The organism is Catellatospora vulcania (assembly GCF_009720385.1).
Taxonomy (GTDB): Bacteria; Actinomycetota; Actinomycetes; order Mycobacteriales; family Micromonosporaceae; genus Catellatospora; species Catellatospora vulcania.
This window is the reverse complement of sequence record NZ_WARX01000001.1, coordinates 1359434-1382169: the sequence shown is the minus strand read 5'-3', so window position 1 is coordinate 1382169 and position 22736 is coordinate 1359434. Positions and strand designations below refer to the sequence as shown.

At 70.7% G+C, this 22736-nt stretch carries 19 protein-coding genes and 1 pseudogene; 9 read left to right on the top strand and 11 right to left on the bottom strand.

Annotated features, from left to right (window positions below; translation table 11 throughout):
* Window positions 1–2: 2 nt before the first annotated feature.
* Window positions 3–671, bottom strand: coding sequence for a Crp/Fnr family transcriptional regulator (locus F6W97_RS25395; RefSeq protein WP_196279305.1), 669 nt, complete (start codon window positions 669–671; stop codon window positions 3–5).
* A 248-nt stretch (window positions 672–919) separates the two neighbouring features.
* Between F6W97_RS25395 and F6W97_RS25390 the strand changes: the two genes are divergently transcribed.
* Window positions 920–1801, top strand: coding sequence for a sucrase ferredoxin (locus F6W97_RS25390; RefSeq protein ID WP_155372890.1), 882 nt, complete (start codon window positions 920–922; stop codon window positions 1799–1801).
* On the opposite strand, the gene F6W97_RS25385 is transcribed toward F6W97_RS25390, so the two are convergent.
* The 5 genes from F6W97_RS25385 to F6W97_RS25365 all read right to left on the bottom strand — a co-directional run bounded on the left by F6W97_RS25385 (window position 1773) and on the right by F6W97_RS25365 (window position 7266).
* A complete protein-coding gene (locus F6W97_RS25385) occupies window positions 1773–3344 on the bottom strand; it encodes an ABC transporter ATP-binding protein (protein ID WP_155372889.1) in 1572 nt (523 codons plus the stop codon). The two genes, F6W97_RS25390 and F6W97_RS25385, sit on opposite strands and share 29 nt — an antisense overlap.
* Window positions 3341–4132: an ABC transporter permease gene (locus tag F6W97_RS25380; RefSeq protein WP_230686947.1), complete on the bottom strand. Its 792-nt coding sequence runs from the start codon at window positions 4130–4132 to the stop codon at window positions 3341–3343. Before F6W97_RS25380 ends, F6W97_RS25385 begins: the two co-directional genes overlap by 4 nt.
* 11 nt (window positions 4133–4143) lie before the next feature.
* Complete coding sequence (locus tag F6W97_RS25375) at window positions 4144–5100, bottom strand: ABC transporter permease (protein WP_155372887.1); 957 nt, start codon at window positions 5098–5100, stop codon at window positions 4144–4146.
* A complete protein-coding gene (locus tag F6W97_RS25370; protein WP_155372886.1) occupies window positions 5097–6620 on the bottom strand; it encodes an ABC transporter substrate-binding protein in 1524 nt (507 codons plus the stop codon). Before F6W97_RS25370 ends, F6W97_RS25375 begins: the two co-directional genes overlap by 4 nt.
* A gap of 220 nt (window positions 6621–6840) precedes the next feature.
* A complete protein-coding gene (locus tag F6W97_RS25365; protein WP_230686946.1) occupies window positions 6841–7266 on the bottom strand; it encodes a DUF3224 domain-containing protein in 426 nt (141 codons plus the stop codon).
* A gap of 189 nt (window positions 7267–7455) precedes the next feature.
* Here F6W97_RS25365 and F6W97_RS25360 point away from each other — a divergent pair, with 189 nt between their 5' ends.
* The gene (locus F6W97_RS25360) at window positions 7456–8247 is read left to right on the top strand and encodes a class I SAM-dependent methyltransferase (protein ID WP_196279304.1); all 792 of its coding nucleotides are present in this window, start codon (window positions 7456–7458) and stop codon (window positions 8245–8247) included.
* Between the two features lie 134 nt (window positions 8248–8381).
* Window positions 8382–8840, top strand: a pseudogene (locus F6W97_RS40925) (SigE family RNA polymerase sigma factor); the annotation flags it as partial.
* A gap of 1295 nt (window positions 8841–10135) precedes the next feature.
* Here F6W97_RS40925 and F6W97_RS25350 read toward each other — a convergent pair.
* Window positions 10136–11533 (bottom strand): alpha,alpha-trehalose-phosphate synthase (UDP-forming), encoded by a 1398-nt coding sequence (locus F6W97_RS25350; RefSeq protein WP_155372884.1) that lies wholly within the window; start codon window positions 11531–11533, stop codon window positions 10136–10138.
* Between the two features lie 413 nt (window positions 11534–11946).
* On the opposite strand from F6W97_RS25350, the gene F6W97_RS25345 reads away from it, so the two are divergent.
* Both F6W97_RS25345 and F6W97_RS25340 read left to right on the top strand, forming a co-directional pair.
* Window positions 11947–13752: a glycoside hydrolase family 3 protein gene (locus F6W97_RS25345; RefSeq protein ID WP_155372883.1), complete on the top strand. Its 1806-nt coding sequence runs from the start codon at window positions 11947–11949 to the stop codon at window positions 13750–13752.
* A gap of 9 nt (window positions 13753–13761) precedes the next feature.
* Window positions 13762–15048, top strand: coding sequence for an exo-beta-N-acetylmuramidase NamZ family protein (locus tag F6W97_RS25340; RefSeq protein ID WP_230686945.1), 1287 nt, complete (start codon window positions 13762–13764; stop codon window positions 15046–15048).
* A 45-nt stretch (window positions 15049–15093) separates the two neighbouring features.
* Here F6W97_RS25340 and F6W97_RS25335 read toward each other — a convergent pair whose 3' ends face one another.
* Together F6W97_RS25335 and F6W97_RS25330 are read right to left on the bottom strand one after the other, a co-directional pair.
* The gene (locus F6W97_RS25335; RefSeq protein WP_155372882.1) at window positions 15094–15669 is read right to left on the bottom strand and encodes a hypothetical protein; all 576 of its coding nucleotides are present in this window, start codon (window positions 15667–15669) and stop codon (window positions 15094–15096) included.
* 123 nt (window positions 15670–15792) lie between these two features.
* The gene (locus tag F6W97_RS25330) at window positions 15793–16608 is read right to left on the bottom strand and encodes an alpha/beta hydrolase (protein ID WP_230686944.1); all 816 of its coding nucleotides are present in this window, start codon (window positions 16606–16608) and stop codon (window positions 15793–15795) included.
* Window positions 16609–16770: 162 nt separating this feature from the next.
* Between F6W97_RS25330 and F6W97_RS25325 the strand changes: the two genes are divergently transcribed.
* Both F6W97_RS25325 and F6W97_RS25320 read left to right on the top strand, forming a co-directional pair.
* On the top strand, window positions 16771–17196 hold the full coding sequence (locus F6W97_RS25325) for a hypothetical protein (RefSeq protein ID WP_155372880.1): 426 nt from the start codon (window positions 16771–16773) through the stop codon (window positions 17194–17196).
* Between the two features lie 251 nt (window positions 17197–17447).
* Entirely contained in the window at window positions 17448–18845 is a 1398-nt protein-coding gene (locus F6W97_RS25320) for an MDR family MFS transporter (protein WP_230686943.1), read from the top strand.
* Window positions 18846–18983: 138 nt separating this feature from the next.
* Here the strand turns inward: F6W97_RS25320 and F6W97_RS25315 are convergent, their stop codons facing one another.
* Window positions 18984–19133 carry a hypothetical protein gene (locus F6W97_RS25315; RefSeq protein ID WP_155372878.1) on the bottom strand — a complete coding sequence of 50 codons (150 nt, stop codon included), beginning with the start codon at window positions 19131–19133 and terminating at the stop codon, window positions 18984–18986.
* Window positions 19134–19419: 286 nt separating this feature from the next.
* Between F6W97_RS25315 and F6W97_RS25310 the strand changes: the two genes are divergently transcribed.
* The gene (locus F6W97_RS25310; protein WP_155372877.1) at window positions 19420–21276 is read left to right on the top strand and encodes a LamG-like jellyroll fold domain-containing protein; all 1857 of its coding nucleotides are present in this window, start codon (window positions 19420–19422) and stop codon (window positions 21274–21276) included.
* A gap of 56 nt (window positions 21277–21332) precedes the next feature.
* On the opposite strand, the gene F6W97_RS25305 is transcribed toward F6W97_RS25310, so the two are convergent.
* Window positions 21333–21479, bottom strand: a complete 147-nt coding sequence (locus tag F6W97_RS25305) for a hypothetical protein (RefSeq protein ID WP_155372876.1) — start codon at window positions 21477–21479, stop codon at window positions 21333–21335.
* A 364-nt stretch (window positions 21480–21843) separates the two neighbouring features.
* On the opposite strand from F6W97_RS25305, the gene F6W97_RS25300 reads away from it, so the two are divergent.
* Window positions 21844–22731 (top strand): LysR family transcriptional regulator, encoded by an 888-nt coding sequence (locus F6W97_RS25300; protein ID WP_155372875.1) that lies wholly within the window; start codon window positions 21844–21846, stop codon window positions 22729–22731.
* Window positions 22732–22736: the final 5 nt, after the last annotated feature.

The window sequence follows — 22736 nt, the reverse complement described above, 5'->3', positions numbered from 1 at the left end:
TTTCAGACGGCCTCGACGTACTGCTGCATCTGCGGCTCGTCGATGGCGAACGACGCCGAACGGTGCGGCACCACGAGGCCGTTGTCGCGGAATCGCTTGAGAAAGACGCCGATGCGCGACCGAGTCGTGCCCACCATGGCCGAGAGATCCTCATGGGTGATGGGGTGGTCGATGCGCAGTTGGTTGCCCTGCCGGATGCCCATTTTGCGGGCCAGCTCCAGCAGGGTGGCAGCCAGTCGCTGCTCGCAGTTCATCGTCACCATGTTGGTGATGACGCGCTGCTGTTCGGACAGCCTGCCGACCAGATGCATCGCGAATTCCTCGGCCAGATCCGCTTTCTGCAGGGCCTGCTTGAAACGTGCGGCCGACATGCGGCGCAGCACGGTGTTCGTCATGGCCGTCGCGGTCTCGCCCCGGGGACACGGCAGGATGCCGAGCTCACCGAAACTCTCCCCCGCCACACACACGGCCAGCAGACAGCGTTTGCCGTCTCGCGAATAAGAAACGATCTTGACCTGGCCTTCCTCAATGAAATAGATCTTGCCGTCGCTGTCGCCAACGGAGTAGGCATTCTCGTCTTTGGAGAGCCTCGTCGCCGAGGCCGAGATCCACTCCGTTCGCATCACCTCGCGAAGGTGATCGTGAAATGACCACCGGTTGTACTCCTGCATGCGTTGCCGCCTCCCCACCGACGCCAGTGCCGCTTCAGGACTATAGCCCCAATCGGGCCGCGAAGGAACGTGATCGTCTACTATCTGGGGATGCTCAGAATTGGGCGGACCCCCCATCCACCCGCGCCTAGGATCGGGCAACTCGACAGTTCCGACGCTGCAGGGGAGATCGCATGCTCGCCGGGAAGTCCGCCGCGTCCGGTGCATCTGTCCAGCCCACCGGCGGCGGGTGCGTCGGATGCCGACTCATGGGATACGACGTCCTGTCACCACAGACACCGGTCACCGCGGGGTGGATCCTCATCGAGCACCCTGGTCCGTGGGGCCAGCTTCCGGCGGCCCGCAGCGCGCTGGTCGAGCCGCGCATCCGCGAGGCCGCCGCACGGCACCGGCTGTCGCTGAACCTCATCCGCCGCTACGGCCGGCAGCGGCCGCGGCCGGACGGGCCGCCCGGCACGTTCAGCTGCTTCCTGGTCGGCCTGCGCGAGTCGGGCAGGTTCGTCGAGGAACTGACCCTCACCCACCAGGACCAGCTCACCGACCAGGCGATCGAGCTGCTGGCCCAGGGCCGGCCCAGCGGCCTCGGCCGCCTCGGCGACGAGCCGCTGTACCTGGTGTGCAGCCACGGCCGCGTCGAGGCGGCGTGCGCGGTCCGGGGCCGGCCGGTGGCCCGCGAGCTGACCGCCGCCGCACCCGGGCGGGTCTGGGAGTCGACCCACGTCGGCGGCTGCCGGTTCGCGGCCAACGTCGTCTGCCTGCCGGCCGGCGTCTACTACGGCTACGTCCCACCGGCCGACGCCGGCCGGATCGTCGAGGCCACCCGCGAGGGCCGGATCGCGCCCGCGTGGTACCGCGGGCGGGTCGGCCTGCCCGCCTCGGGACAAACCGCCGACGCCTTCCTGCGCCACGCGATCAACCTCGCCGGCACCGAGGCGATCAAACTGGTGAAGGCCCTGCACGACGGCAACGGCCTCCACCACGTGGAGTTCACCTCGGACTGGGCGCACTACACGCTGCTGCTGCGGGACCGGCCGCCGGCCCCGCACGCCGCCACCTGCCCTCCGGAGCGCCGGCAGCACTCCGGAGATCTGCAGGTGGTGTCTATGGTCGAGACACGACGTCGAGGTTGACCGAGGCCGCGCGCACCAGCTCGCGCGTCCACTCGTGCTGCGGATCGCCGAGCACGTCGCCCACCCGGCCCTGCTCGCACACCTTCGCCTCGTGCAGCACGACGACCTGGTCGGCCATGCGCGCGACGACGCCGAGGTCGTGCGTGATGAGCACGACCGCCAGCTGAAGGTCGCGGCGCAGCCCGTCGATCAGATCCAGCACCGCCGCCTGCACCCGCACGTCGAGACTGGAGGTCATCTCGTCGCACACCAGCACCTGCGGCCCCGCGGCCAGCGCCCGCGCGATGGTCACCCGCTGGCGCTGCCCGCCCGACAGTTCGGCCGGGAACCGGTCGGCCAGCCGGGCGGGCAGGCCGACCAGGCCCAGCAGGCGCAACGTCTCCTCGGCGGCCTCCTCGGCCGGCAAACCCCGCAGCACGCGCAGCACCCGGGTGATGGTGGCGGCCACCCGCCGCCGCGGGTTCAGCGAACCGGCCGAATCCTGCGGCACCAGCTGCACCCGCCGCCGCTCGTCGATCGAGCGCCGGGACACGTCCGGGGTCAGCGCCTGCTCCCCCAGCCGCACCTCGCCGGAGTCGGGCACGTGGGTGCCGATGACACAGCGGGCCACGGTGGTCTTGCCGCTGCCCGACATGCCCAGCAGCGCCACGCACTCCCCGGGCGCCACGTCGAACGACACGTCGTCAACTACCCGCCGGCGCTGCGCTCGGCTGCCGTAGCTGGCCACCAGGTTCGCCACCCGCAGCACCGGCGCGGCACCGGGCCGGTCGTCGACCAGCACCCGCTGCTGCAGCTCCGACAGGTCGGGCACGGCGGCCAGCAGCTCGCGCGTGTACGCCGCCTCGGGCTGCAGCAGCACCGCCGAGGTGGTGCCCTGCTCCTCGACCCGGCCCTCGTTGAGCACCAGGATCCGGTCGGCGGCGCGGGCGGCCACGTGCAGATCATGGGTGATCATGACCAGGGTCATGCCGCGGGTCTCGACCAGCCGGGTGATCTGGTCGAGCACCCGTCCCCGGACCGGGCCGTCCAGCCCGGCGGTCGGCTCGTCCAGCACCAGCAGCCGCGGGTCACGGGCCATGGACCGGGCCAGCGCCAGCCGGCGCTGCTGACCGCCGGACAGCTGGTGCGGGTACCTGCGCTGGAAGCGCTCGTCGTCGGGCAGGTCGACCTCGGCCAGCCGCCGGCCGACCGCGCCGGGCGACCGGTCGGCCGCGAACTCGCCGATCTGGCGGTACACCCGCAGCGTCGGGGTCAGGCTGGCCGCCGGGTCCTGCGGCACGTACGCCACGAGGTCGCGGCGTAGCCGCCGCAGTCCGGCCGGGGCGAGTGCGAGCACGTCGTCACGGGCGACGTTGACCTGCCCGCCGACCACCCGCAGCCCTGGGCGCACCGCGCCGAGCAGGCTCAGCGCGAGGGTGGTCTTGCCCGACCCGGTCTGCCCGACGATGGCCAGCCGCTGGCCGGCGGCGAGTTCGAGATGGACGCCGTCGAGCACCCGGCGGCCTTCGTTGTCTGCCACGCACAGGTCGTCAATCGAGATCATCGTGAGAACGCCTTCGCTGCGAAGCGGTCGAGGAGGATGTTCGCCGACACGGTGACGACCGCCAGCAGCACCGCCGGGACCACGACCCCCCAGGGGGTCAGCGAGATTCCCTCGATGTTCTGGCTGATCATGGCGCCCCAGTTCGGTGCGTCGGGACCGAAGCCCAGGAAGCCCGCCGACGCGGTGAGCGTCACCGCGATCGCGAGCCGGGTGCCGGCGTCGGCCAGCACCGGGTGGGCGATGTTGGGCAGGATCTCGCGCACCACGGTCGACAGCCGGCTCTCGCCGAGCGCGATCGACTGGGTGACGTAGTCGTTCTGCATCACCTGCAGCGTGGAGGCGCGGGCCACCCGGGACACGAACGGCGCACCGGTGATCACGACGATCGCGATCAGGGTCGCGGTGCTGTATCCCCAGCCGTTGAGCAGCACGAGCAGCACGAGGATCGGCGGCACGGCCAGCATGAGCGTGTCCAGGCGCGAGGTCAGCACGTTGGCGACGCCGCCGAGGTAGCCGCCGAGCATGCCCAGCGCGGTGCCCAGGACCGCGGCCAGCGCGGTCGCGAACAGCGGGACAAGCACCAGGAACCGGCCGCCGGCCAGCACCCTGGGCAGCACGTCGCGGCCGGCGTAGTCCGTACCCAGCGGCAGGCCGGGTCCGGGCGGCGAGTACGGGATCGCGACGATGCGTCCGGGGTCGCCGGACACCAGCAGGTCACCGAAGACGGCCACCAGCACCACGGCCAGCGCCACGACCGCCAGCAGCACGGTGACGGCGCGCCACAGCATCCGCGCCGCCCTCATGCCGTGGCCGTCCGCAGCTTCGGGTTGGCCAGCAGCGCCAGCACGTCGGCGATGATGAAAGCGACCAGAATGATGGTGGCCAGCAGCAGCCCGACCCCTTCCAGCACCGCGGTGTCGTGGTTGCGCACCGCGTCGACGAGCACATATGACAGGCCGCGGTAGTTGAAGACCTGCTCGACGACGGCGGTGCCGCCGAACAGGCCGCTGATCAGCCAGGCGAAGGCCTGCACGCACGGGCCGACGGTGGCGGGCAGCACGTGGCGCCACACCACGACGCGCTCGGGCAGCCCGGCCAGCCGTGCGGCCTCGACGTTGGGGGCTGCGTTGGCGTCGATGACCGCGGCGCGCACCAGCCGGCTGGCCCACGCCGTGGCGAACCCGGCCAGCGCCAGCACGGGCAGCACCAGGATCTCCGGCCGGTCCAGCGGGCCTCCGCCGACCGGGGCCAGCGACACCGCGGGCAGCAGGTGCAGGGTCGACGAGAACACGAGCACCAGCAGGCTGGCCATCACGAACTGGGGCACCGACACGGTCACCACGGCGCCCGCGGTCAGTGCGCGGTCCAGGCGGCGTCCGCGGCGAACGGCGCCCAGCACGCCGATGAGCACCGACAGCGGCACGGTGACCGCGGCCGCCAGGAACACCAGCAGGGTGGTGTCGGCCAGCGGCGCGGAGACCACCTCGGTGACCGGACGCCGGGCCATGATACTGACGCCCAGGTCCCCGCGCAGCGCCCCGCCCATCCACTCGACGTAGCGGACGGGCAGAGGCCGGTCCAGCCCCAGCTGGTCGCGCAGCGCCTGCACCTCCTCGGGGGTGGAGGTGATGCCCAGCGACGCCGAAGCGGCGTCGCCGGGCAGCACTTCGGACGCGGCGAGCAGGACCGCGGAGACCGCGATCAGCGTGAGCAGCGCGGCAGCCACTCGCCGGCCGATGTAGTACAGCATCGTCATCGGAGGACTGCTTGGTCGAACATCTGCGACGACTGGCTGACCCGTACGCCGGACACGCCGGGCACCGAGGCGTCGAGCTGTTCCTGGTATGCCCACAGCACGTCGCCGCCGGACTCGTAGAACTCCGTCTGCAGCTGCTCGAACGCCTTCTCCCGGGCCTTGTCGTCGCCGTTGGCCTGCGCGGCGGCCAGGCTCGCCCAGTACTTCTCACCGGTGCCGGTGACGTTGAACGGGGCCTTGCTGTGCGTGACCGCGGCCAGGTGCACCGCGGCCGGCCGGTTGACGTAGTAGAACGCCTGGAACGGGTAGGTCTGCAGGGCCTTGAGGTTGGTGTAGTAGGCGTCCGGCGGGATCTGCTGGAGTTCCACGGTCACGCCCGCCTCGGCCAGCTGCTGGGCGAACAGCTTGCTGGCGTTGAGCATGCCGGGCACGATCTCGGAGGTGCGCAGGGTGAGCTTGCTGACCCCGGCCGCCTGGAAGAGGCTGCGGGCCTGCGCGACGTCACGGGAGCGCGTGGCCAGCTGCGCGTAGCCGGGCAGTTCCTTGCCCACCACGTCGTCGGCGGGCAGGCCGAGTCCCAGCAGGGCGTTGTCAACCAGGGCCTGGCGGTCCACGGCCAGCCGCACGGCCCGGCGGACGCGCTCGTCGTCGAACGGCGCCAGCCGCTGGTTCATGGCGAAGCTGAGCGCGTTGGAGTTGGCCGCCCCACCACGGACGATCTTGATGGCGCTGTTGTGGCGCTCGGTCTGCGCGCCGGTGGCGCTGATCGCCACCGCGTAGTCGATCTGGCCGGCCTTGAGCGCGTTGAGCCGCGCCGAGGCGTCGCGGATGCGGGTGATCTCCAGCTCGGCGATCTTCGGCTTCTCGCCCCAGTAGGACTCGTTGGCGACCAGCCGCACCGTGGTCTCCTCGTTGGAGGCCAGCTTGTACGGGCCGGAGCCGATCGCCTTGGCGAAGTCGGTCGTGCCGTCGGGGAACACGATCGAGAAGACCACCAGCGTCGACTCGCGGAAGTCCCCGCGCGGGGCGACGAGCGGGACCTCTACCGTCCGGTCGTCGACGACCTTGATGTTGGCCAGGTCCACGGCGCTGTACACCGATGCGCGGTTGCTCGGCGGAGTGGCCAGGGTGCGGATGCTGTAGGCCACGTCGGCGGAGGTCACCGGCTTGCCGTCGTGGAACTTCACGCCCTCGCGGATGCGGATGGTCCACTTCGTGGCTTCGGCGTTGGGTTCCACGGACTCGGCCAGGCGCAGCACGTACTCGCCGTTCTCGAGCATCATCAGCGAGTCGTAGACGTGCCGCACCACGATGAGGCTGGCGCCGATGCTGGTCGTGCGCGGGTCCAGGCCGGTGCTGTTGATGGCGTCGGCCGCACCGACCCGCAGCCGGCTGGTGGGCGTGGCCGCGTCGCTGTCGTCACCGCAGCCGGCCACCAGGGGGACCGCGGCGGTGGCGCCCGCCGCCAGCAGGCTCAGCCGCAAGAGTTGACGTCGATCCATGTGCACACCGTTGCTCATGATCGGCTCCTTAGGACTTCGGGGTGGCGCCCGCGAGCCGAGGCACTGTGCTCACGGGCTGTTCAACGCATCAGGATGCGGCGGCAAACCCCCGACGTCTGCTCAAATGTGCGCGATCACCGACGCCCGGACCAATCATCGGCATGCGTGGAAAAGGGGCCGGGGGCACACGCCCCCGGCCCCGCCTGTGCAAGGTCGTCAGTTCCGGTCGGTCCTGCCGTCAGCGTCCCTCGGGAAACGCCACTTCCATGATCGCGCGGGCACCCGAGTCGTCGTGCACGAACTTGATCAGTCCTTCGTAGCCTTCCAGGTCCCCGGTGCCCGAGCCCGGGACGATGCTGCCGAACGTGCTCGGCGTCTCGCGGCCGTTGTCCAGGCCGCCGTGCTGGAACACCAGAGACCCGCGTTTGCCCATGACGGTGCCGACGAAGCGCTCCGAACCGACATAACCGCGGCCCTTCGCGGCCTGCGAGGTCAGGATCTCGGCAACGCTGGTGCCCTCGATCAGACCGGTGAACGTCTTGTCCACCTCTACGCGCGTCAGCTTCGGGCCCTCCGCGGGCTCGTCATAGGGGGTCTCGTCCCAACGGGTCACCTTGAACTCGGCGATGATCTCGGTCATGGTCGCCGACGACTGTTCGCTCATGCCGCCGATACTAAATCACGAGACTCGAAGTCCCTGCTCACGACTGCACGTCGCCCGCACTCGTTTTCCGCTGGTCCGGCACGGTGCGCGCGACGGGGAAGGGCCACCCGCGGCGAACGTGAGTGAACGCCGGGAACCAGCGCGGAAAACGCCTTGCGGGTGCCGTCGATCGTGGTGAGACTCGCCGCTGTGGATGAATCAGCCTGGAAGTTGTTCGACCGTGTCGCCGGGGACTACGACCAGGTCGCTCCGTTCTTCGCCGAGTACGGCAGAGCCATCATGGACGTGCTCGACCCGCCCGCGGGCTGCCGGGTCCTCGACCTGGGCGCCGGGCGGGGTGCGCTGACAGCGCCGGCCCTGGCGCGCGGCTGTGCCGTGACCGCCGTCGACGCGGCGCCGGCGATGGTCGAGCGGCTGTCGGCCGATCATCCGGCGGCGACCGCGTACGTCATGGACGCGGAGGACCTGGACCTTCCCGCTGACAGCTTCGATCTCGTCGTCTCGTCGTTCGTCATCCATGTCCTCGACCGTCCTGCGGCCGGCGTCGCCGAGGCATACCGCGTGCTGGCGCCCGGCGGCCGGTTCGCGTTCACCGGCGGCAGCGCCCGCACCAGCCACCGGGGCGGCGGGAAGCCGGACGCCCCGGCGTTCCCGCTCGGTCCCCGGTTGGACGCCCTGTTCGGGGAGTTCGCGGTCCATCTGCCCCCGAACGGGAGCATGGGAACGCCGGTCGACGCCGCCGAGCTGCTGGAAGAGGCGGGCTTCGAGGACCTCCGCGAGGAATCCGCCCAGGTCGCCATCGAGTTCAGGGACCACGAGACGCTGTGGCGGTGGGCGATGAGCCACGGCTACCGGGCGTTCATCGAGGACCTGCCCGACGAGCACCGCGCCGAGTTCCACCGCCGGGTGCTGGCACTTCCCGCCGAGGACCGGGTCCTGCACCGGGCCACCGGCATCTGGTCCGGCCGCAAACCCGGCTGATCCTCCCATCCGTATTCTCTGCTGGTCCGCGAGCCCGGAGCGCGCGAACGCGTCGCCCGACACCGGGCGAAAAACTCGTGCGCGAATCCCCAACCTGCCGGTGGCGTGCCGCGTGTTGGTGGCGGAGGTGACGGATGGACAGGTACGACGGTTTCCACGACTTCGTCGTCGCGCGAGGTGGTGCGCTGTCGCGCACGGCATACCTGCTGACGGGTGAGCACCACGCCGCGGAGGATCTGGTGCAGACCGCGCTGGCCAAGGCGGCGGCGCGGTGGCGGCAGATCACGGAGCAGGGCCAGCCCGAGGCGTACGTGCGCCGTATCATGATCAACGAGCGGATCACGTGGTGGCGGCGTCGCCCGGCGCGGCCGGTCGCGCAGGTGCCCGAACGGCCCGGCCCCGACGAGCCGCATCAGATCGTCGACCGGATCGCGCTCGGGCAGGCGCTGGACACCCTGACCCCGCGCCAGCGCACCGTCGTGGTGCTGCGCTTCTACGAAGACCTCTCCGAGGCGGAGACCGCGACCGCCATGGGCTGCTCGATCGGCACCGTCAAGAGCCAGACCCACGTGGCCCTCGGCCACCTGCGCCGCGCGCTGCCGCTGTTCGCCGAGCAGGCCGGCCACTACGCCGACGCGAGCGCCGCGGTGGCCGCCGCGGGCCGGCGGCGGAGCCGACGCACGGCCGTGGTCGCGGCGCTGGCGCTGGTTCCGCTGGCCCTCGGGCTGATCGTCTACGCGGCACTCGGCCGCGCGCCGGTCCCGCCGCCGCTGACCGGCACACCCTCGCCCACCTCGTCGCCTCGCCCGTCGCTCGTGGCGCCGCCCAGCTCACCCGCTCTGCCGACCAGCGTGCCGGCGGCCGGGGCGGTGGTGCCCGACCTGCCGGGCAATCGTGCTGTCGGGCGCGCGTCGCTGCTGCGCAGGAGCGTCGTCCGCGGCGTGATGACGGTGCAGATCGCCGCCGAGTCAGGCTGGTACCAGCTGCGGAGGACCCTCGAGGAGTCGGAGGGAGCCATCTGGCTGTCGCCCGACGGCCGCTGGCTTGGCTGGGGCGAGCGGGACGGGCAGGTGATGCTGCGCGACCTGACCGGCACCTCCCAGCGGCGCCTGGCCGGGACCATCATCCACTGGTCCCGCTCTGGCGACTGGGTCATCATCGACATCCCCTACCCGGCGGATCGCTATGGCACGTGGCTCGTCCCGCTGACCGGCGGGAAGGAGCGCGAGCTGACCACCAGAGGCCGGTGGGACGGCATCAAGGGCGTGCTCGACACCGGCGAGGTGCTGCGCGGCACCGACGACAAACCCGGCAGGACGTCCTTCTCCCTGTCGCTGACCGATCCGCGTACCGGCCGTTCCCGCCGCATCGACGTGGACGTGAGCGGTCTGCTGAAACCGGATGACCACGTGCTCAGCATCGGGGACCAACCGGCGATCGTCCCCGTCACCGGCAGCACCGCCGCGGTCCTGGTCCACTCGCCCGACGACAGCGGCCACCGCGCGACATACGTCGAATTCTCACTGCTGGACGGCAAGGCGGCACACCGGATAGACCTGTCGGGGCACCGCGGGTCGGCCGAGCTCTCGGCGTTCGCCTGCCTGCAGGGCCGCGACCTGATCTGGAGCGACGGGCAGGTGCTGCGGCAGGCCGCCTTCGGGACGACGACCGGCGGCGCCGCGCTCGAGCTGCCGGTCGACGGCTTCTCCTATCACCTCGCCGGTTGCCGGCTGGAGGCCGGTTACCGGAAGTCCCCCTGACAGAGCGCCCCGTGGCACCCACCACGCGGTGGGTGCCACGGGCCGTCACCAAGCGTCAGCCATGGCTCTTCTTCAGTCGTCGGGCGGGCAGGCGCCGCGTCGGGGCGCACCGTCGGCCCGGGTGAGGGTCACCGACCGGCGCAGGCCGCCTCCAGGGCGGTCAGGTACGACCGGGCCCAGGCCTGGATGTCGTGGACGCGCACGTGCGCTCGCATGGCGGCCATCGCCGGGTTCGGCTCGGCCGGGTCGGCTTCCAGCGCCTCGACGAGGGTGTCCTTGAGACCTTCGACGTCGTGCGGGTTGACCAGGTACGCCTGTGTGAGCTCCGCGGCGGCCCCGGCGAATTCGCTGAGCAGCAGCGACCCGCACCCGTCGACGCGGGCGGCGACGTACTCCTTGGCGACCAGGTTCATGCCGTCGCGCAGCGGGGTGACCGCCATGACGTCGGCGGCGCGGTAGAGCGCGGCCAGTTCGGTGCGGTCGAAGACCTGGCTCAGGTAGTGCACGGCGGCGACGCCGAGCCTGCCGAAGTCGCCGTTGATCCGGCCGACCTCGCGCTCGACCCGGTCGCGCAGCAGCCGGTACTGCTCGACGCGTTCCCGGCTCGGGATGGCGACCTGCACCAGGACCGTCTCCGGCGCCTTGAGCCGGCCGTCGGCCAGCAGCTCGCGGTAGGCCTTGAGCCGGTGCTCGATGCCCTTGGTGTAGTCGAGCCGGTCCACGCTGAGGATCACCCGCTGCGGCCCGCCCAGGTCGGCGCGCAGTTTGGCGGCCTTTTCCACGACCTCGTCGAGGCTGGCCAGGGCCTCCATCTCGGCGGTGTCTATCGACACCGGGAACGCTCCGGTGCACGTCAGACGTCCGTCGATCCGCACCCCGCGCTCGTCGATGCTCGCCCCGAGCACCTTGGTGACCAGCTGCTGGAAGTTGTGCACGGCCTGGGTGCGCTGGAATCCGATCAGGTCGGCGCCGAGCATGCCGCGCAGCAGTTCGGTGCGGCGCGGCAGCTGCATGAACAGTTCCGGGGGCGGGAACGGCACGTGCAGGAAGAAGCCGATGCGCAGGTCGGGCCGCTGTGCGCGCAGCATCGCGGGCACAAGTTGCAGGTGGTAGTCCTGCACCCAGACCACGGCGCCGTGGGCGGCGGTCCGCGCGGTGTGGTCGGCGTAGCGCTGATTGACCCGCTGGTAGGCCTCCCACCAGCGGCGATGGTGTACCGCGGGTTCGACGGCGTCGTGGTAGAGCGGCCACAGGGTCGAGTTGGCGAAGCCTTCGTAGTGGTCGCGGACGTCCTCGTCGGTCAGCTCCACGGGGATCAGGTGCACGCCGTCGACGTCGGGCAGCGGTGCGGTGGGGCCGGGCTTGCCCGCCCAGCCGACCCAGGTGGCCGGCTTGTTGATCAGCACGGGATGCAGGGCTTCGCCCAGGCCACCGGGGGTGCGGCGCCACTCGAAGACTCCCTCGGAGGCGGCGGCGTCGTTGATGGGCAGGCGGCTGGCGACCACGACTAGCGAGGCGTCCCGCATCGGGTGCCCCCTTTCCAAGCTTTCGCTGACATGAGGACGGTTCGTGCGGCTGTGCGGCATTGACCGGGTCACGCGAACTTGTACCAACCCAAAGTTACGCCGTGATTACAGAACGCACGTCCTTCGTTCGTGCCAGTTCTCCACACAGTAACCGCGGAGTTCGGGCCATCCAAACCCATCCCACTCCGAGGTACACAGTGGACGGTCGATATCCGCAGTTCGCACATGCGAGAACGTCCCGCCCAACGGGTACGCCGCGCCGGTCAGGGCCCACACCTGACCCCGCGGGCACTCACTGTCCGCACATGTCGCCATCCGGCAGCCCCGGGGGAAATGAAACTTAGCTTCTTGACCTTGTCCATATATGTAGCTAACTTTCACATAGTCGAACAACTCTCCCTCGGAGGCCGTCGATGAATCGCTTCCTCGCCGCCGTCGCCGCCCTGGCGGTCGCCCTCTCCGCACCAGCCCCGGCAGCAGCGCAACCCGCCCATCCCCCCGCCGCCGAACACGGCTGGGTGACCTCGACCCTGCGGCACATGACCCTCGAACAGAAGGTCGGCCAGCTCTTCGTCAGCTACGTCTACGGCGCAGACGCCACCGACCCCGCCCCCGCCGACCGCACCGCGAACCTGGCGACCTTCGGCCTCGAGACCCCGGCCGAGATCGTCGACCGGTACCACCTCGGCGGCGTGGTCTACTTCGCCTGGTCGCACAACCTCGACAACGTCCGGCAGATCGCGACGCTGTCCAACGGACTGCAGGCCGCCGCACTCGGCGACGGCGGCAAGGACGAGGTGCCCCTGCTCATCTCCACCGACCAGGAGCAGGGCGTGGTGCAGCGGATGCCCGCACCGGCCGCGCAGTTCCCCGGCTCGATGGCACTCGGGGCGTCCCGGTCCACTGCCGCGGCCCACCTCGCCGCCGAAACCACCGGACGTGAACTGGGCGCGGTCGGCATCCGCCAGCCGTACGCGCCGGTCGCCGACGTCAACGTCAACCCCGCCAACCCGGTCATCGGCGTCCGGTCCTTCGGCGCCGACCCCGACCTCGTCTCCGACCTGACCAAGGCGCAGGTGGCCGGGTTCGAGCAGGGTGCTGGCGTCACCGCGGTCGCCAAGCACTTCCCCGGCCACGGCGACACCGCCACCGACAGCCACACCGGCCTGCCTGTCATCCACCACACCCGCGAGCAGTGGGAGCGCATCGACGCCCCGGCGTTCCGGGCCGCGATCGCCGCCGGCGTCGACTCGATCATGACGGCGCACATCGTGGTGCCCGCGCTCGACCCGTCCGGCGACCCCGCCACCCTGTCGCCGACCATCCTCACCGGAGTGCTCCGCCAGGAGTTCGGCTACCAGGGCGTCGTCGTCACCGACGCGCTCAACATGGCCGGCGTCCGGACCAAGTACGGCGACGCCCGCGTGCCGGTGCTCGCCCTGAAGGCCGGCGCCGACCAGCTGCTCATGCCGCCGAACCTCGGCCTGGCCTACGACGCCGTGCTCCAGGCTGTGCGCGGCGGAGAACTGACCGAGCACCGCATCGACGAGTCGGTGCGCCGGATCCTGTCGGTCAAGTACCGCCAGGGCCTGGCCGGGTCGCCGTACGTCGACGCCGAAGCGGCCGTCGCCTCGGTCGGCAACAGCGCACACCTGGCAGCGGTCGCCCAGGTCACCGACCAGACGCTGACCGCCGTCCGCAACGACGCCGGGCTGCTGCCACTGTCCGGGGCCGACCGGTCCGTGCTCGTCACCGGCTGGAACAACGCGGCGTTCAACCCGATCGGCAGGCTCGCCGACGGCTTCAGCAGCCGCGGCTCGCGCACCACAGCGCTGCCCGCGACGCTGCCGTCGGCCCAGGCGATCGCGGCGGCCGCCGCCCGGGCCGCCCAGCACGACCTCACCGTCGTACTGGTCAACAAGGCCTGGGACACGGCCGTCGGCGACCCGCGAGCCAGCCAGCGGCAACTGGTCGCCGCGCTCGTCGGCACCGGCAAGCCCGTCATCGTCGTGGCCGTGCGCGACCCGTACGACATCGCCTACCTGCCCGCCGTGACCACCTACCTGGCGGCCTACACCTACACGCCGGCGGCCATGGACACCCTGGTCCGCGTCCTGCACGGCGACCTGTCCCCCCGCGGACGGCTCCCCGTCACGATCGTCGCCGCCGCCGACCCCGCGACCACCCTCTACCCCATCGGCCACGGCCTCACCTGGTAGGAGAATCCCTTGCGACGCAGAAACCTCATCACCGGCGCCGCCGCGGCCGGCGCACTCGGCGCGACCGCGTTCACGATGCCCGCGCAAGCCGCGCCCAAGCCGCGCCGCGTCCAGACCGGACTCGACCAGCTCGTCGCCGACGGCTTCGCCGTCCTCGCCGGGCAGAAGGTCGGCGTCGTGTCGAACCCGACCGGCGTCGACGCCGACTACCGGCACCTGGTCGACCTCATCCACGAATCCGGCCGGGTCAACCTGGTCGCGGCATTCGGGCCCGAACACGGCTTCCGCGGCTCCGCGCAGGCCGGCGGCAGCGAAGGCACCGGCGTCGACGCCCGCACCGGCATCACCGTGTACGACGCCTACGGCGCCTCCCAGGCCAAATGGGGGGAGCTGATGACCCGGGCCGGCGTCGAGACCGTCGTGTTCGACATCCAGGACGTCGGCGTCCGCTTCTACACCTACATCTGGACCATGTACACCTCGATGGTCGCCGCGGCCCGGCTGGGCCTGCGCTACGTGGTGCTCGACCGGCCGAACCCGATCGGCGGGCGCGCCTACGGACCGATGATGACCCCGGAGTTCACCTCCGGCGTCGGCCTCAAGGAGATCATCCAGCAGCACGGCATGACCGTCGGCGAGCTCGCCCGCTTCTTCAACGCCGAGTTCCTGCCCGCCGAGGCCGGACGCCAGGTCGACCTGGAGGTGGTGGCCTGCAAGCACTGGAAGCGCGACATGTTCGCCGCCGACACCGACGTGCCGTGGGTGATGCCCAGCCCCAACATGCCGACCCCGGACACCGCGCTGACCTACCCGGGCACCGGACTGTTCGAGGGCGTCGCCTCGATCAGCGAGGGCCGGGGCACCACCCGGCCGTTCGAGCTGGTCGGCGGCCTGGCCACCGACTTCGACTACCACTGGTCCGACCGGCTCAACGCCCGCGACCTGCCCGGCGTGCGGTTCCGGGAGGCGTACTTCGTGCCGACGATCGCCGGGCACCACCCGCCGCTGCTCAACAAGCTGTGCGCCGGGGTGGAGGTCAAGGTGACCGACCGGGCGGCGTACGACCCGATCCGCACCGCGGTCGCGATGCTGGTCGAGGCGCGCAAGTATCCGGCGTTCGCGTGGCGGGCCGACTCCTACGACCCGGTCCGGCCCTACTGGGTCGACAAGCTCACCGGCTCGACCCGGCTCCGCACGATGATCGACGCGGGTGCCGACGTGAACGACGTCGTGGACGCCTGGTCTGCGGAGGTGGCGGAGTTCGAGCGGCGGCGGCGGCCGTACCTGCTCTACTGATTCACGCGGGGCGGGCCGTCACCGGCGGTCCGCCCCGGCGCCCGGCTAGACGGGCCGGCCGGGCGGCAGGATCCGCTCCCATTCGCTGGAGTAGACCTCGCCGAACAGCCGCAGCTCGTCGCCCTTGCAGGAGTACGTCTCAGGCGTGATCGTCGCTCTGAGCTTCTCCGACGCCCGCCGGCTTCCGTTCACCTTCAGGGTGGTCGTGCCCGTCGTCTGCGGAGCGCTGTAGTTGATGGTCTTGTCATCGGCGACGTAGTGGAGCTTGGTCGTGCCGTTGTGGATCATCTCGTAGCGGTCGCCGTGCGCCGCGCCGCGCCTGATCGTCTTGTCGACGGTGGCCATCGTGCCGTCGGCGTTGATCCGCATCAGCGTGCCCGAACCGGTGAACTGGACCTTGCTGCCGTACATCATCCAATTGGCGGTGAACGAGGTCTCCCGCCAGCTGCCGATCAGGCAGGCGGCCGGAGCGGCGCTGGGCGACGGCACCGGCGAAGGCGACGGCGACGGCGACGCGGCGGTCGAGGGGCTGGGTGACGAGGCCGGCTCGCCACGAAGGGTCAGGTAGGCCGCGGCACCGCCGCCCACGCAGAGCACCAGGAGCACAACCAGCACCACCACGCCCACCACTACGGGAATGGTCCAATCACGACGCCACGGAGTCTGCTGCACCACAACAGCATCGGCAAGGAACTTCTCGACGGCAAGCCGCAACAGCGTCGATCGGCTCACCACACGCTGCGCTCACTTGCCCGGCAGCACCTCGTCCAGGAAGTCGATGCCCTGCTCGATCAACCCGCCGATGTCGCCGTAACCCTCGAAGCAGTGGTCGGCCCCGGGCACGAGCACCAGGTCGGCCCGCACCCCGACCGCGCGCAGCGCCTCGGTGAGCGCCTCCCCCTGGCATGCCGGGACGATCTGGTCGGCGGTGCCGTGCACGGTCAGGAACGGCGGCGCCGCGGCGTGCACCCGGTTGATGGCGTTGCCGAACGCGACGAACTCGCGCCGGCCGCTGACCGGGCCGCCGAACAGGATCGCCGGCGGGGACGACGGGTCGTCGAGGTCGTCGAAGGCGAAGAAGTCGACCGCGCCGTACCAGTTGACGACCGCCTGGATCGCGGTGTCGCCGGTGCCGGTCAGCCCCGCCATCGCGGCCAGGTGCCCGCCGGCCGACTCGCCGAGCGTGGCGAAGCGGGTCGGATCGATGCGCAGCTGCCCGGCGTGGAGCCGCAACCACCGCACGGCCGACTGGACGTCGAGCAGCTGCGCCGGATACGGCGCTTCCAGCGCGAGCCGGTAGTCGACGTCGGCCACGGCCCAGCCCCGGTCGAGGAAGCGCTGGTGGAACCGGTGCGGGGCGACCGGCGTCGGCAGGCCCACCCGGCTGCCCTCCAGCCAGCCGCCGCCGTGCACCCACAGCAGCACCGGGAACGGCCCGTCGCCCGGCGGCAGGTGCAGGTCCAGGTGCAGCGGCCGGTAGCCTGGCACGACCGCGACGGTGCAGTCGGCGTAGGTGACGGTGGGCCGCGGCTCGGGTGGCGGGTATCCGGTCACGGACACACTCCGATCATGATCACTACGATGGGCCCGACAATACCGCGCGGACGGCATTGACCGCCGCTGCGATGATCGCGAAACTGTGGCCCGGCCGCCTGCCGCCACAGCGGCTCCCGCACCGGCAGGGCGATCGGCCAAGTCGAGCACACATTCCGGAGGACCCCCATGAGCCTGCCCCGCCTGTCACCTGCCGGATGGACGATCGCGGCCTTCGGACTCGCGGCGCTGCTGCTCGGCGCGATCGGCCTGATCAGCCCCACGACGCTGCTGGCCTCGATGGGCTTCACCCCCGACGGCACCGCCGCCCGCGCCGCTGACGACTACACGCTCGTGTTCGTCCGGACCTCGGCGATGGCCTCGTTCAACATGGGCGTCTACTACCTGCTCGCCGCGGCCAAGGACTGGACCGCCTTCTTCGCCTTCACCGTGGCCTTCCGGCTGCTGACCTTCACCGTCTTCACCGGCCTCGTGCTCACCGACACGGCCCCCGCCGGTTTCCTCGCCGTCGCGGCCTGGGAAGGGGCGGGCGCGCTCGCCACCCTCATCGCGCTGCGCGCCGGGCGCCGGGCGAAAGTCCAGAAGCCGAAGTAGGCCTCGTTCACTCGAACGGGAATCACTATCGGTAAAAACCGGGTGATATTTGGCAGAACTTGCGGCAATGTGACTCACCGCGATGAGTTTTGTCGGTCCCGTCGGTCAGTGTTGGTATGACGACTACTGCCAGTAGGGCCGCCGATCCCGATCGCCTGCTGCCCCCCAACCCTGATCGAGGTACCGTGTCCAGCCAGCTGCTCGACTCACCCGCCACATCCGCGACCACGGCTTCAGGCCGGACCCCGCCCGTGATCCGGCTTCTGGTGCTGGCCACGTTCGTCGTCATCCTCAACGAGACCATCATGATCAATGCGATCCCCAACCTGATGGGCGCGTTGAACATCACCGAGCAGACCGCGCAGTGGCTGTCGACCGCCTTCATGCTCACCATGGCGGCGGTCATCCCGATCACCGGGTGGTTCATGCAGCGGGTGTCCACCCGCGGCGTCTACGCCACGGCGATGGGCCTGTTCCTGCTCGGCACCGCCTCGGCCATCGTCGCGCCGACCTTCGAGGTGCTCCTCGGCGCCCGCATCATCCAGGCGTCGGGCACGGCGGTGATGATGCCGCTGCTGATGACCACGCTGATGCACGTGGTGCCCGAGCAGGACCGGGGCAGGGTGATGGGCAACGTCAGCCTGGCCATCTCGGTCGCGCCCGCGATGGGCCCGGCGATCTCGGGAGTGATCCTCAACTTCGGGTCCTGGCGCCTGCTGTTCGCCGTGGTGCTGCCCATCGCCGCCCTGATCACCTGGGGCGGCCTGAAGCAGCTCGAGAACGTCGGCGAGCCCGAGGTCAGCGCCATCGACTGGTTCAGCGTGGTCCTGGCCGCCCTCGGCTTCGGCGGCTTGGTCTACGGGCTCAGCCAGTTCCAGGGCGGCAGCATGGGCGTGGCCGCCGGCATCGTCGTGGCCGGGCTGGCCGCGATCGCCGTCTTCGTCCTGCGCCAGCTGTCGCTGCAGAAGGTCGGCTCGCCGCTGATGGACCTGCGGACGCTCAAGCACCGCACCTACACCGTCGCGCTGATCCTGATGTCGGTCGCCTTCATGGCGATGCTCGGCTCGATGATCCTGCTGCCGCTCTACCTGCAGAACATCCGCGAGCTCAGCGCCCTGCAGACCGGACTGCTCGTGATGCCCGGCGGCCTCGCGATGGGCCTGCTCGGGCCGACCGTGGGCCGCCTGTTCGACAGGTTCGGCGGCCGGGTGCTGGTCATCCCCGGCTCGATCGCGATCACGCTCGCCCTCGCCGGTTTCACCCAGGTCTCGATGACCATGCCGTACTGGCAGCTGCTCGGCCTGCACGCGCTGATGATGGTGGGTCTGGCCGCGACCTTCACCCCGGTCTTCACCCTGGGGCTCGGCGCGGTCCCGCCGGCCCTCTACTCCCACGGCAGCTCGATCCTGGGCACGCTGCAGCAGGTGGCGGCGGCCTTCGGCACCGCGCTCGTGGTCACCGTGATGAGCGCGCGAGCCGATTCCCTGAAGGACGAGGGCGTCACCGCCGTGGTCGCCAATCTCGACGGCATGCGGCTGGCGTTCATCGTCGGCGTGGTCCTGTCCGTCGCCGTGATCATCACTGCCCTGCTCCTGCCGGCCAGGGCGGACAGCAGCGCCGAGAACGTCGGACACGCGCACGCTCACTGAGACAGCGCAGGGCCGGGAGCGTGGCTCCCGGCCCTGCGCTGTTCGCTGGTGCTCGGTGCTCAGCGGCTCGTCCGCCGTACTACGGGTTGACCACGCCGACGGTCAGGACGTTGCCCGACTGCCCGGTGAGCGTGGCCGTCACCCGTGGCCGGCGACCTTGCCGCTGCCCTGCGGGTTGGCGGCGCTGTAGTAGGCCGGTCCGCACGTGACGCGGCTGCCGCGGCCACGTCGCCCGCGCCGGCCGACGATGTCGACACGGAGCCGGTGGGCGAACGCGCGACGTGCCATCGGTGCGCCGGAGCAATCCTGCAACACCGAGCAGTCGCCCGGAGGACACGCCAACCCCACACCCACAAGAAATCGACGTTTGTCTCTGCAAATGCGGGCACGAACGGCGGGGACATCGAGCTCCACCAGTTGACTGAGTTCCGGCGGCTGGTCTAGCGTCGCCCGGGAATGCGCTTTCCAGCGTCGTTCAGCCGGGTCTCCGCGTCATGTGGACACCGGCACCAGGCACGTCCCATGCCGTCGCCCAACGGCGTGGTCCGCTCCTAGCCCAGAAGGAACCATCCCGATGAAACTGCTCACGCTTTCCCGTCGGCGCGGCCGCCTCGCCGCACTGGTCACCGCAACGGCCGCGGCCGTGCTGACCGTCATCGCCGGCACCGTGCTGACCACACCCGCCAGCGCCGCGACCCTGTTCAGCGCCGACTTCGAGTCCGGCGCGAGCGGCTGGTCCAAGTCCGGCGGTGACTGGACCGTCGTCGCCGACGGATCCCAGGTCTTCCAGCAGGCCAGCGCGACCACCGACCGCGCCCGCCAGTTCGCCGGCTCCGCCGGCTGGACCAACTACACCGTCCAGGCGCGGGTCAAGCCGCTGGCGTTCGGATCCGGTGGCGTCGCGGCACTGGCGGCACGGTCCAGTGGCGCCACCGTCATGTACCGTCTCGCGCTGACCGGCGGCAACCGGGTCGAGCTGCAGTACATGAACGGCAGCAGCATCACCGTGCTGGCGGGGGTGTCCCGGACCGTGTCGACCGGCGCCTGGTACACCCTGCGGATCACCACCAGCGGCTCCACGATCAGCGGCTACGTCGATGGCACCCTCGTCGGCACCGCCACCAGCACCTCGATCGCCGCGGGCCGGATCGCCCTGTTCACCGGGTACGCCAGCGCCCGCTTCGACGACGTCAGCGTGACCGACAGCGTCACCACCCCGCCCAGCAGCCCGGCGCCGTCGGCCAGCAGCGCCTCGCCGTCGCCGAGCAGTGCCTCGCCGTCGCCGTCGAGCGCGTCCCCGTCGCCGAGCAGCGCCTCCCCGTCGCCCAGCGTCAGCCAGCCGCCGTCGGGCACGCTGTACGTCGCGCCCAACGGCAGCGCGAGCGCGGCCGGCACCCTGGCCAGCCCGACGACGCTCGCCTCGGCGATCACCCGCGTCACGGCCGGTGGGACGATCTTCATGCGTGGCGGGACGTACAGCTTCTCGTCCACGGTCACCATCGAGACCGGCAACAACGGCACGTCCAGCGCCCGGAAGAAGATCGCGGCCTACCAGGGCGAGGTTCCGGTGCTGAACTTCTCCGCCCAGGCCGAGGACCCGGCCAACCGCGGGCTCGCGGTCAACGGCAACTACTGGCACGTCTACGGCATCGTCGTGGAGCGGGCCGGTGACAACGGGATCTTCGTCAGCGGCAGCAACAACATCCTGGAGCGTACGATCACGCGCTTCAACCGCGACACCGGCCTGCAGCTGTCCCGGACACTGTCGACCACGCCGCAGAGCCTGTGGCCGGCCAACAACCTCGTGCTGAGCGCGGAGTCGCACGACAACGCCGACTCCGACGGTGAGGACGCCGACGGCTTCGCCGCGAAGCTGACCGTCGGCTCGGGCAACGTGTTCCGCTACGCCGTGTCGCACAACAACATCGACGACGGCTGGGACCTGTACACCAAGACCGACACCGGTCCGATCGGCGTGGTGACCATCGAGGACTCCATCGCGTACAACAACGGCACGCTCAGCAACGGCGGCCAGGCCGGCGCGGGTGACCGCAACGGTTACAAGCTGGGTGGCGAGGACATCGGGGTCAACCACATCGTGCGGCGCAACATCGCGTTCAACAACGGCAAGCACGGGTTCACCTACAACAGCAACCCGGGTTCGATGACGGTGTCGAACAACCTCAGCATCGACAACGACGAGCGCAACTTCTCGTTCGACGCCGGGACCTCGACGTTCCGCAACAACACCTCGTGCCGGTTCAGCAGCGGGACGAACGACCGGATCATCGGCAACTCCGACACCTCGAACCAGTTCTGGTCGGGGGTGAACGGTTCCCGGTGCGCCGGCCTCGGCGGAGCGCTGGGCTGGTCGTTCGCTTCCGACGGCCGCCTCGTGGTGACGCTGGGCGGCTCGGTGGTCACGCCGTAACGACGACAGCGATGCCACGCCGAGCTCGGTGAGCTCGGCGTGGCTTCGTTTAACGGTCAGGCGGACAGCTCGCCCGGCAGCTCGAGGCCGTACTGGTGCTCGGGCTGCCCGTCGGCGGCGAGCGCCCACTCGCAGCCGTCGGCCGTCGAGCGCGCCCACAGGTCGAGTCGCTCTGCGGCCTGGTAGTTCGCTGTGGTGCTCATCTTTGCTGCCTTCAGTGACTGTTCATGACAGATCTCTTGCAAGTGGTACATGTCGTCTTCACGTGTCGCCTGGTCTGGGTGGGGCGGAACCTGAGCTGGGCCGAGCTCGTAGCGATGGGTTCGCCGCAAGGGGTGGCAACCGAGGTTCATGAGCACACGATCGCCCTGACCAGCGGTGCCGAACAACGCCGATGATCGCATCGGGGGATAAGCCCCGGTTATCGTTCGAGGTCAGGTGCCCCGTACCGCGAGTCGTGGTCCAGGTCACGGTCACCGGGCGGGTCGTCGCCACGGCCGTAGACTTCCGGATCGCGCCGTTCGGGACGCGATGCGGACGCGCGGGTGGGCGAAGGGAGGAGACCTGGTGGAGCTGCGCGACATCGAGATCTTCCTGGCGCTGGCCGAGGAGCTCCATTTCGGGCGTACGGCCGAGCGCCTGCGGGTGTCCCAGGCGCGGGTCAGCCAGTCGGTCAAGCAGCAGGAGCGCCGCATCGGCGGCGCCCTGTTCGAGCGGACCAGCCGCAGTGTGCGGCTCACGCCGCTCGGTGAGCGGCTGCGCGAGCGGCTCGACGCGGGCTACCGGGAGATCATGGCCGGGGTCGAGGAGGCTGTCGCCACGGCTCGCGGGCAGGTCGGCAGCCTGGCTGTCGGCACCTTCGACACCCATCACCGGGAGATCGCGGTCGTGCTCGACCTGTTCCGGCAGCGGTATCCGCAGTGCGAGCTGCGGATGCGCGAGGTCATCCCGACCGATCCGTTCGGCGGGCTGCGCAGTGGCCGGGTCGACGTCGCGCTGCTCTGGCTGCCCGTCCACGAGCCCGACCTCGTCGTCGGGCCGACGGTGTACTCCGAGTCGCTGGTGCTGGCCGTCGCCGCCGATCACCCGCTGGCCGGCCGGGACCGGGTGGTGCTGGAAGATCTCGGCGATCACCTGGTGGTGGACGTCGAGGGGCCGATCCCGGAGTACGTCTGGCATGCGCACACCCCGGCGGTGACCCCGGCGGGGCGGCCGATCCGGCGCGGGACCGCCGTGGCCACCCTCGAGGAGGCTTTCACGGCGGTCGGGGCGGGCGGTGTCGTCTCGCCGATCGGTGCGTGGGCGGCCGCTTCCCGGGTGCGCCGCGATCTGGTCTTCCTGCCCATCACCGACAGCCCGATCCTGCGGTATGCGCCGGTGTGGCGCAGCGCCGGCGAGACCACGCTGGTCCACGCCTTCGTCCAGGCGGCCGTGGACGCGCTGGCCGCCGGGTAGGCGCG

What these genes read in the sequence shown, in the direction of transcription:
- F6W97_RS25395 (WP_196279305.1), bottom strand. Translation starts at nt 671, where the DNA reads ATGCAGGAGTACAACCGGTGGTCATTTCACGATCACCTTCGCGAGGTG.
- F6W97_RS25390 (WP_155372890.1), top strand. Translation starts at nt 920, where the DNA reads ATGGGATACGACGTCCTGTCACCACAGACACCGGTCACCGCGGGGTGG.
- F6W97_RS25385 (WP_155372889.1), bottom strand. Translation starts at nt 3,344, where the DNA reads ATGATCTCGATTGACGACCTGTGCGTGGCAGACAACGAAGGCCGCCGG.
- F6W97_RS25380 (WP_230686947.1), bottom strand. Translation starts at nt 4,132, where the DNA reads ATGCTGTGGCGCGCCGTCACCGTGCTGCTGGCGGTCGTGGCGCTGGCC.
- F6W97_RS25375 (WP_155372887.1), bottom strand. Translation starts at nt 5,100, where the DNA reads ATGACGATGCTGTACTACATCGGCCGGCGAGTGGCTGCCGCGCTGCTC.
- F6W97_RS25370 (WP_155372886.1), bottom strand. Translation starts at nt 6,620, where the DNA reads ATGAGCAACGGTGTGCACATGGATCGACGTCAACTCTTGCGGCTGAGC.
- F6W97_RS25365 (WP_230686946.1), bottom strand. Translation starts at nt 7,266, where the DNA reads ATGAGCGAACAGTCGTCGGCGACCATGACCGAGATCATCGCCGAGTTC.
- F6W97_RS25350 (WP_155372884.1), bottom strand. Translation starts at nt 11,533, where the DNA reads ATGCGGGACGCCTCGCTAGTCGTGGTCGCCAGCCGCCTGCCCATCAAC.
- F6W97_RS25345 (WP_155372883.1), top strand. Translation starts at nt 11,947, where the DNA reads ATGAATCGCTTCCTCGCCGCCGTCGCCGCCCTGGCGGTCGCCCTCTCC.
- F6W97_RS25325 (WP_155372880.1), top strand. Translation starts at nt 16,771, where the DNA reads ATGAGCCTGCCCCGCCTGTCACCTGCCGGATGGACGATCGCGGCCTTC.
- F6W97_RS25315 (WP_155372878.1), bottom strand. Translation starts at nt 19,133, where the DNA reads ATGGCACGTCGCGCGTTCGCCCACCGGCTCCGTGTCGACATCGTCGGC.
- F6W97_RS25310 (WP_155372877.1), top strand. Translation starts at nt 19,420, where the DNA reads ATGAAACTGCTCACGCTTTCCCGTCGGCGCGGCCGCCTCGCCGCACTG.
- F6W97_RS25305 (WP_155372876.1), bottom strand. Translation starts at nt 21,479, where the DNA reads ATGAGCACCACAGCGAACTACCAGGCCGCAGAGCGACTCGACCTGTGG.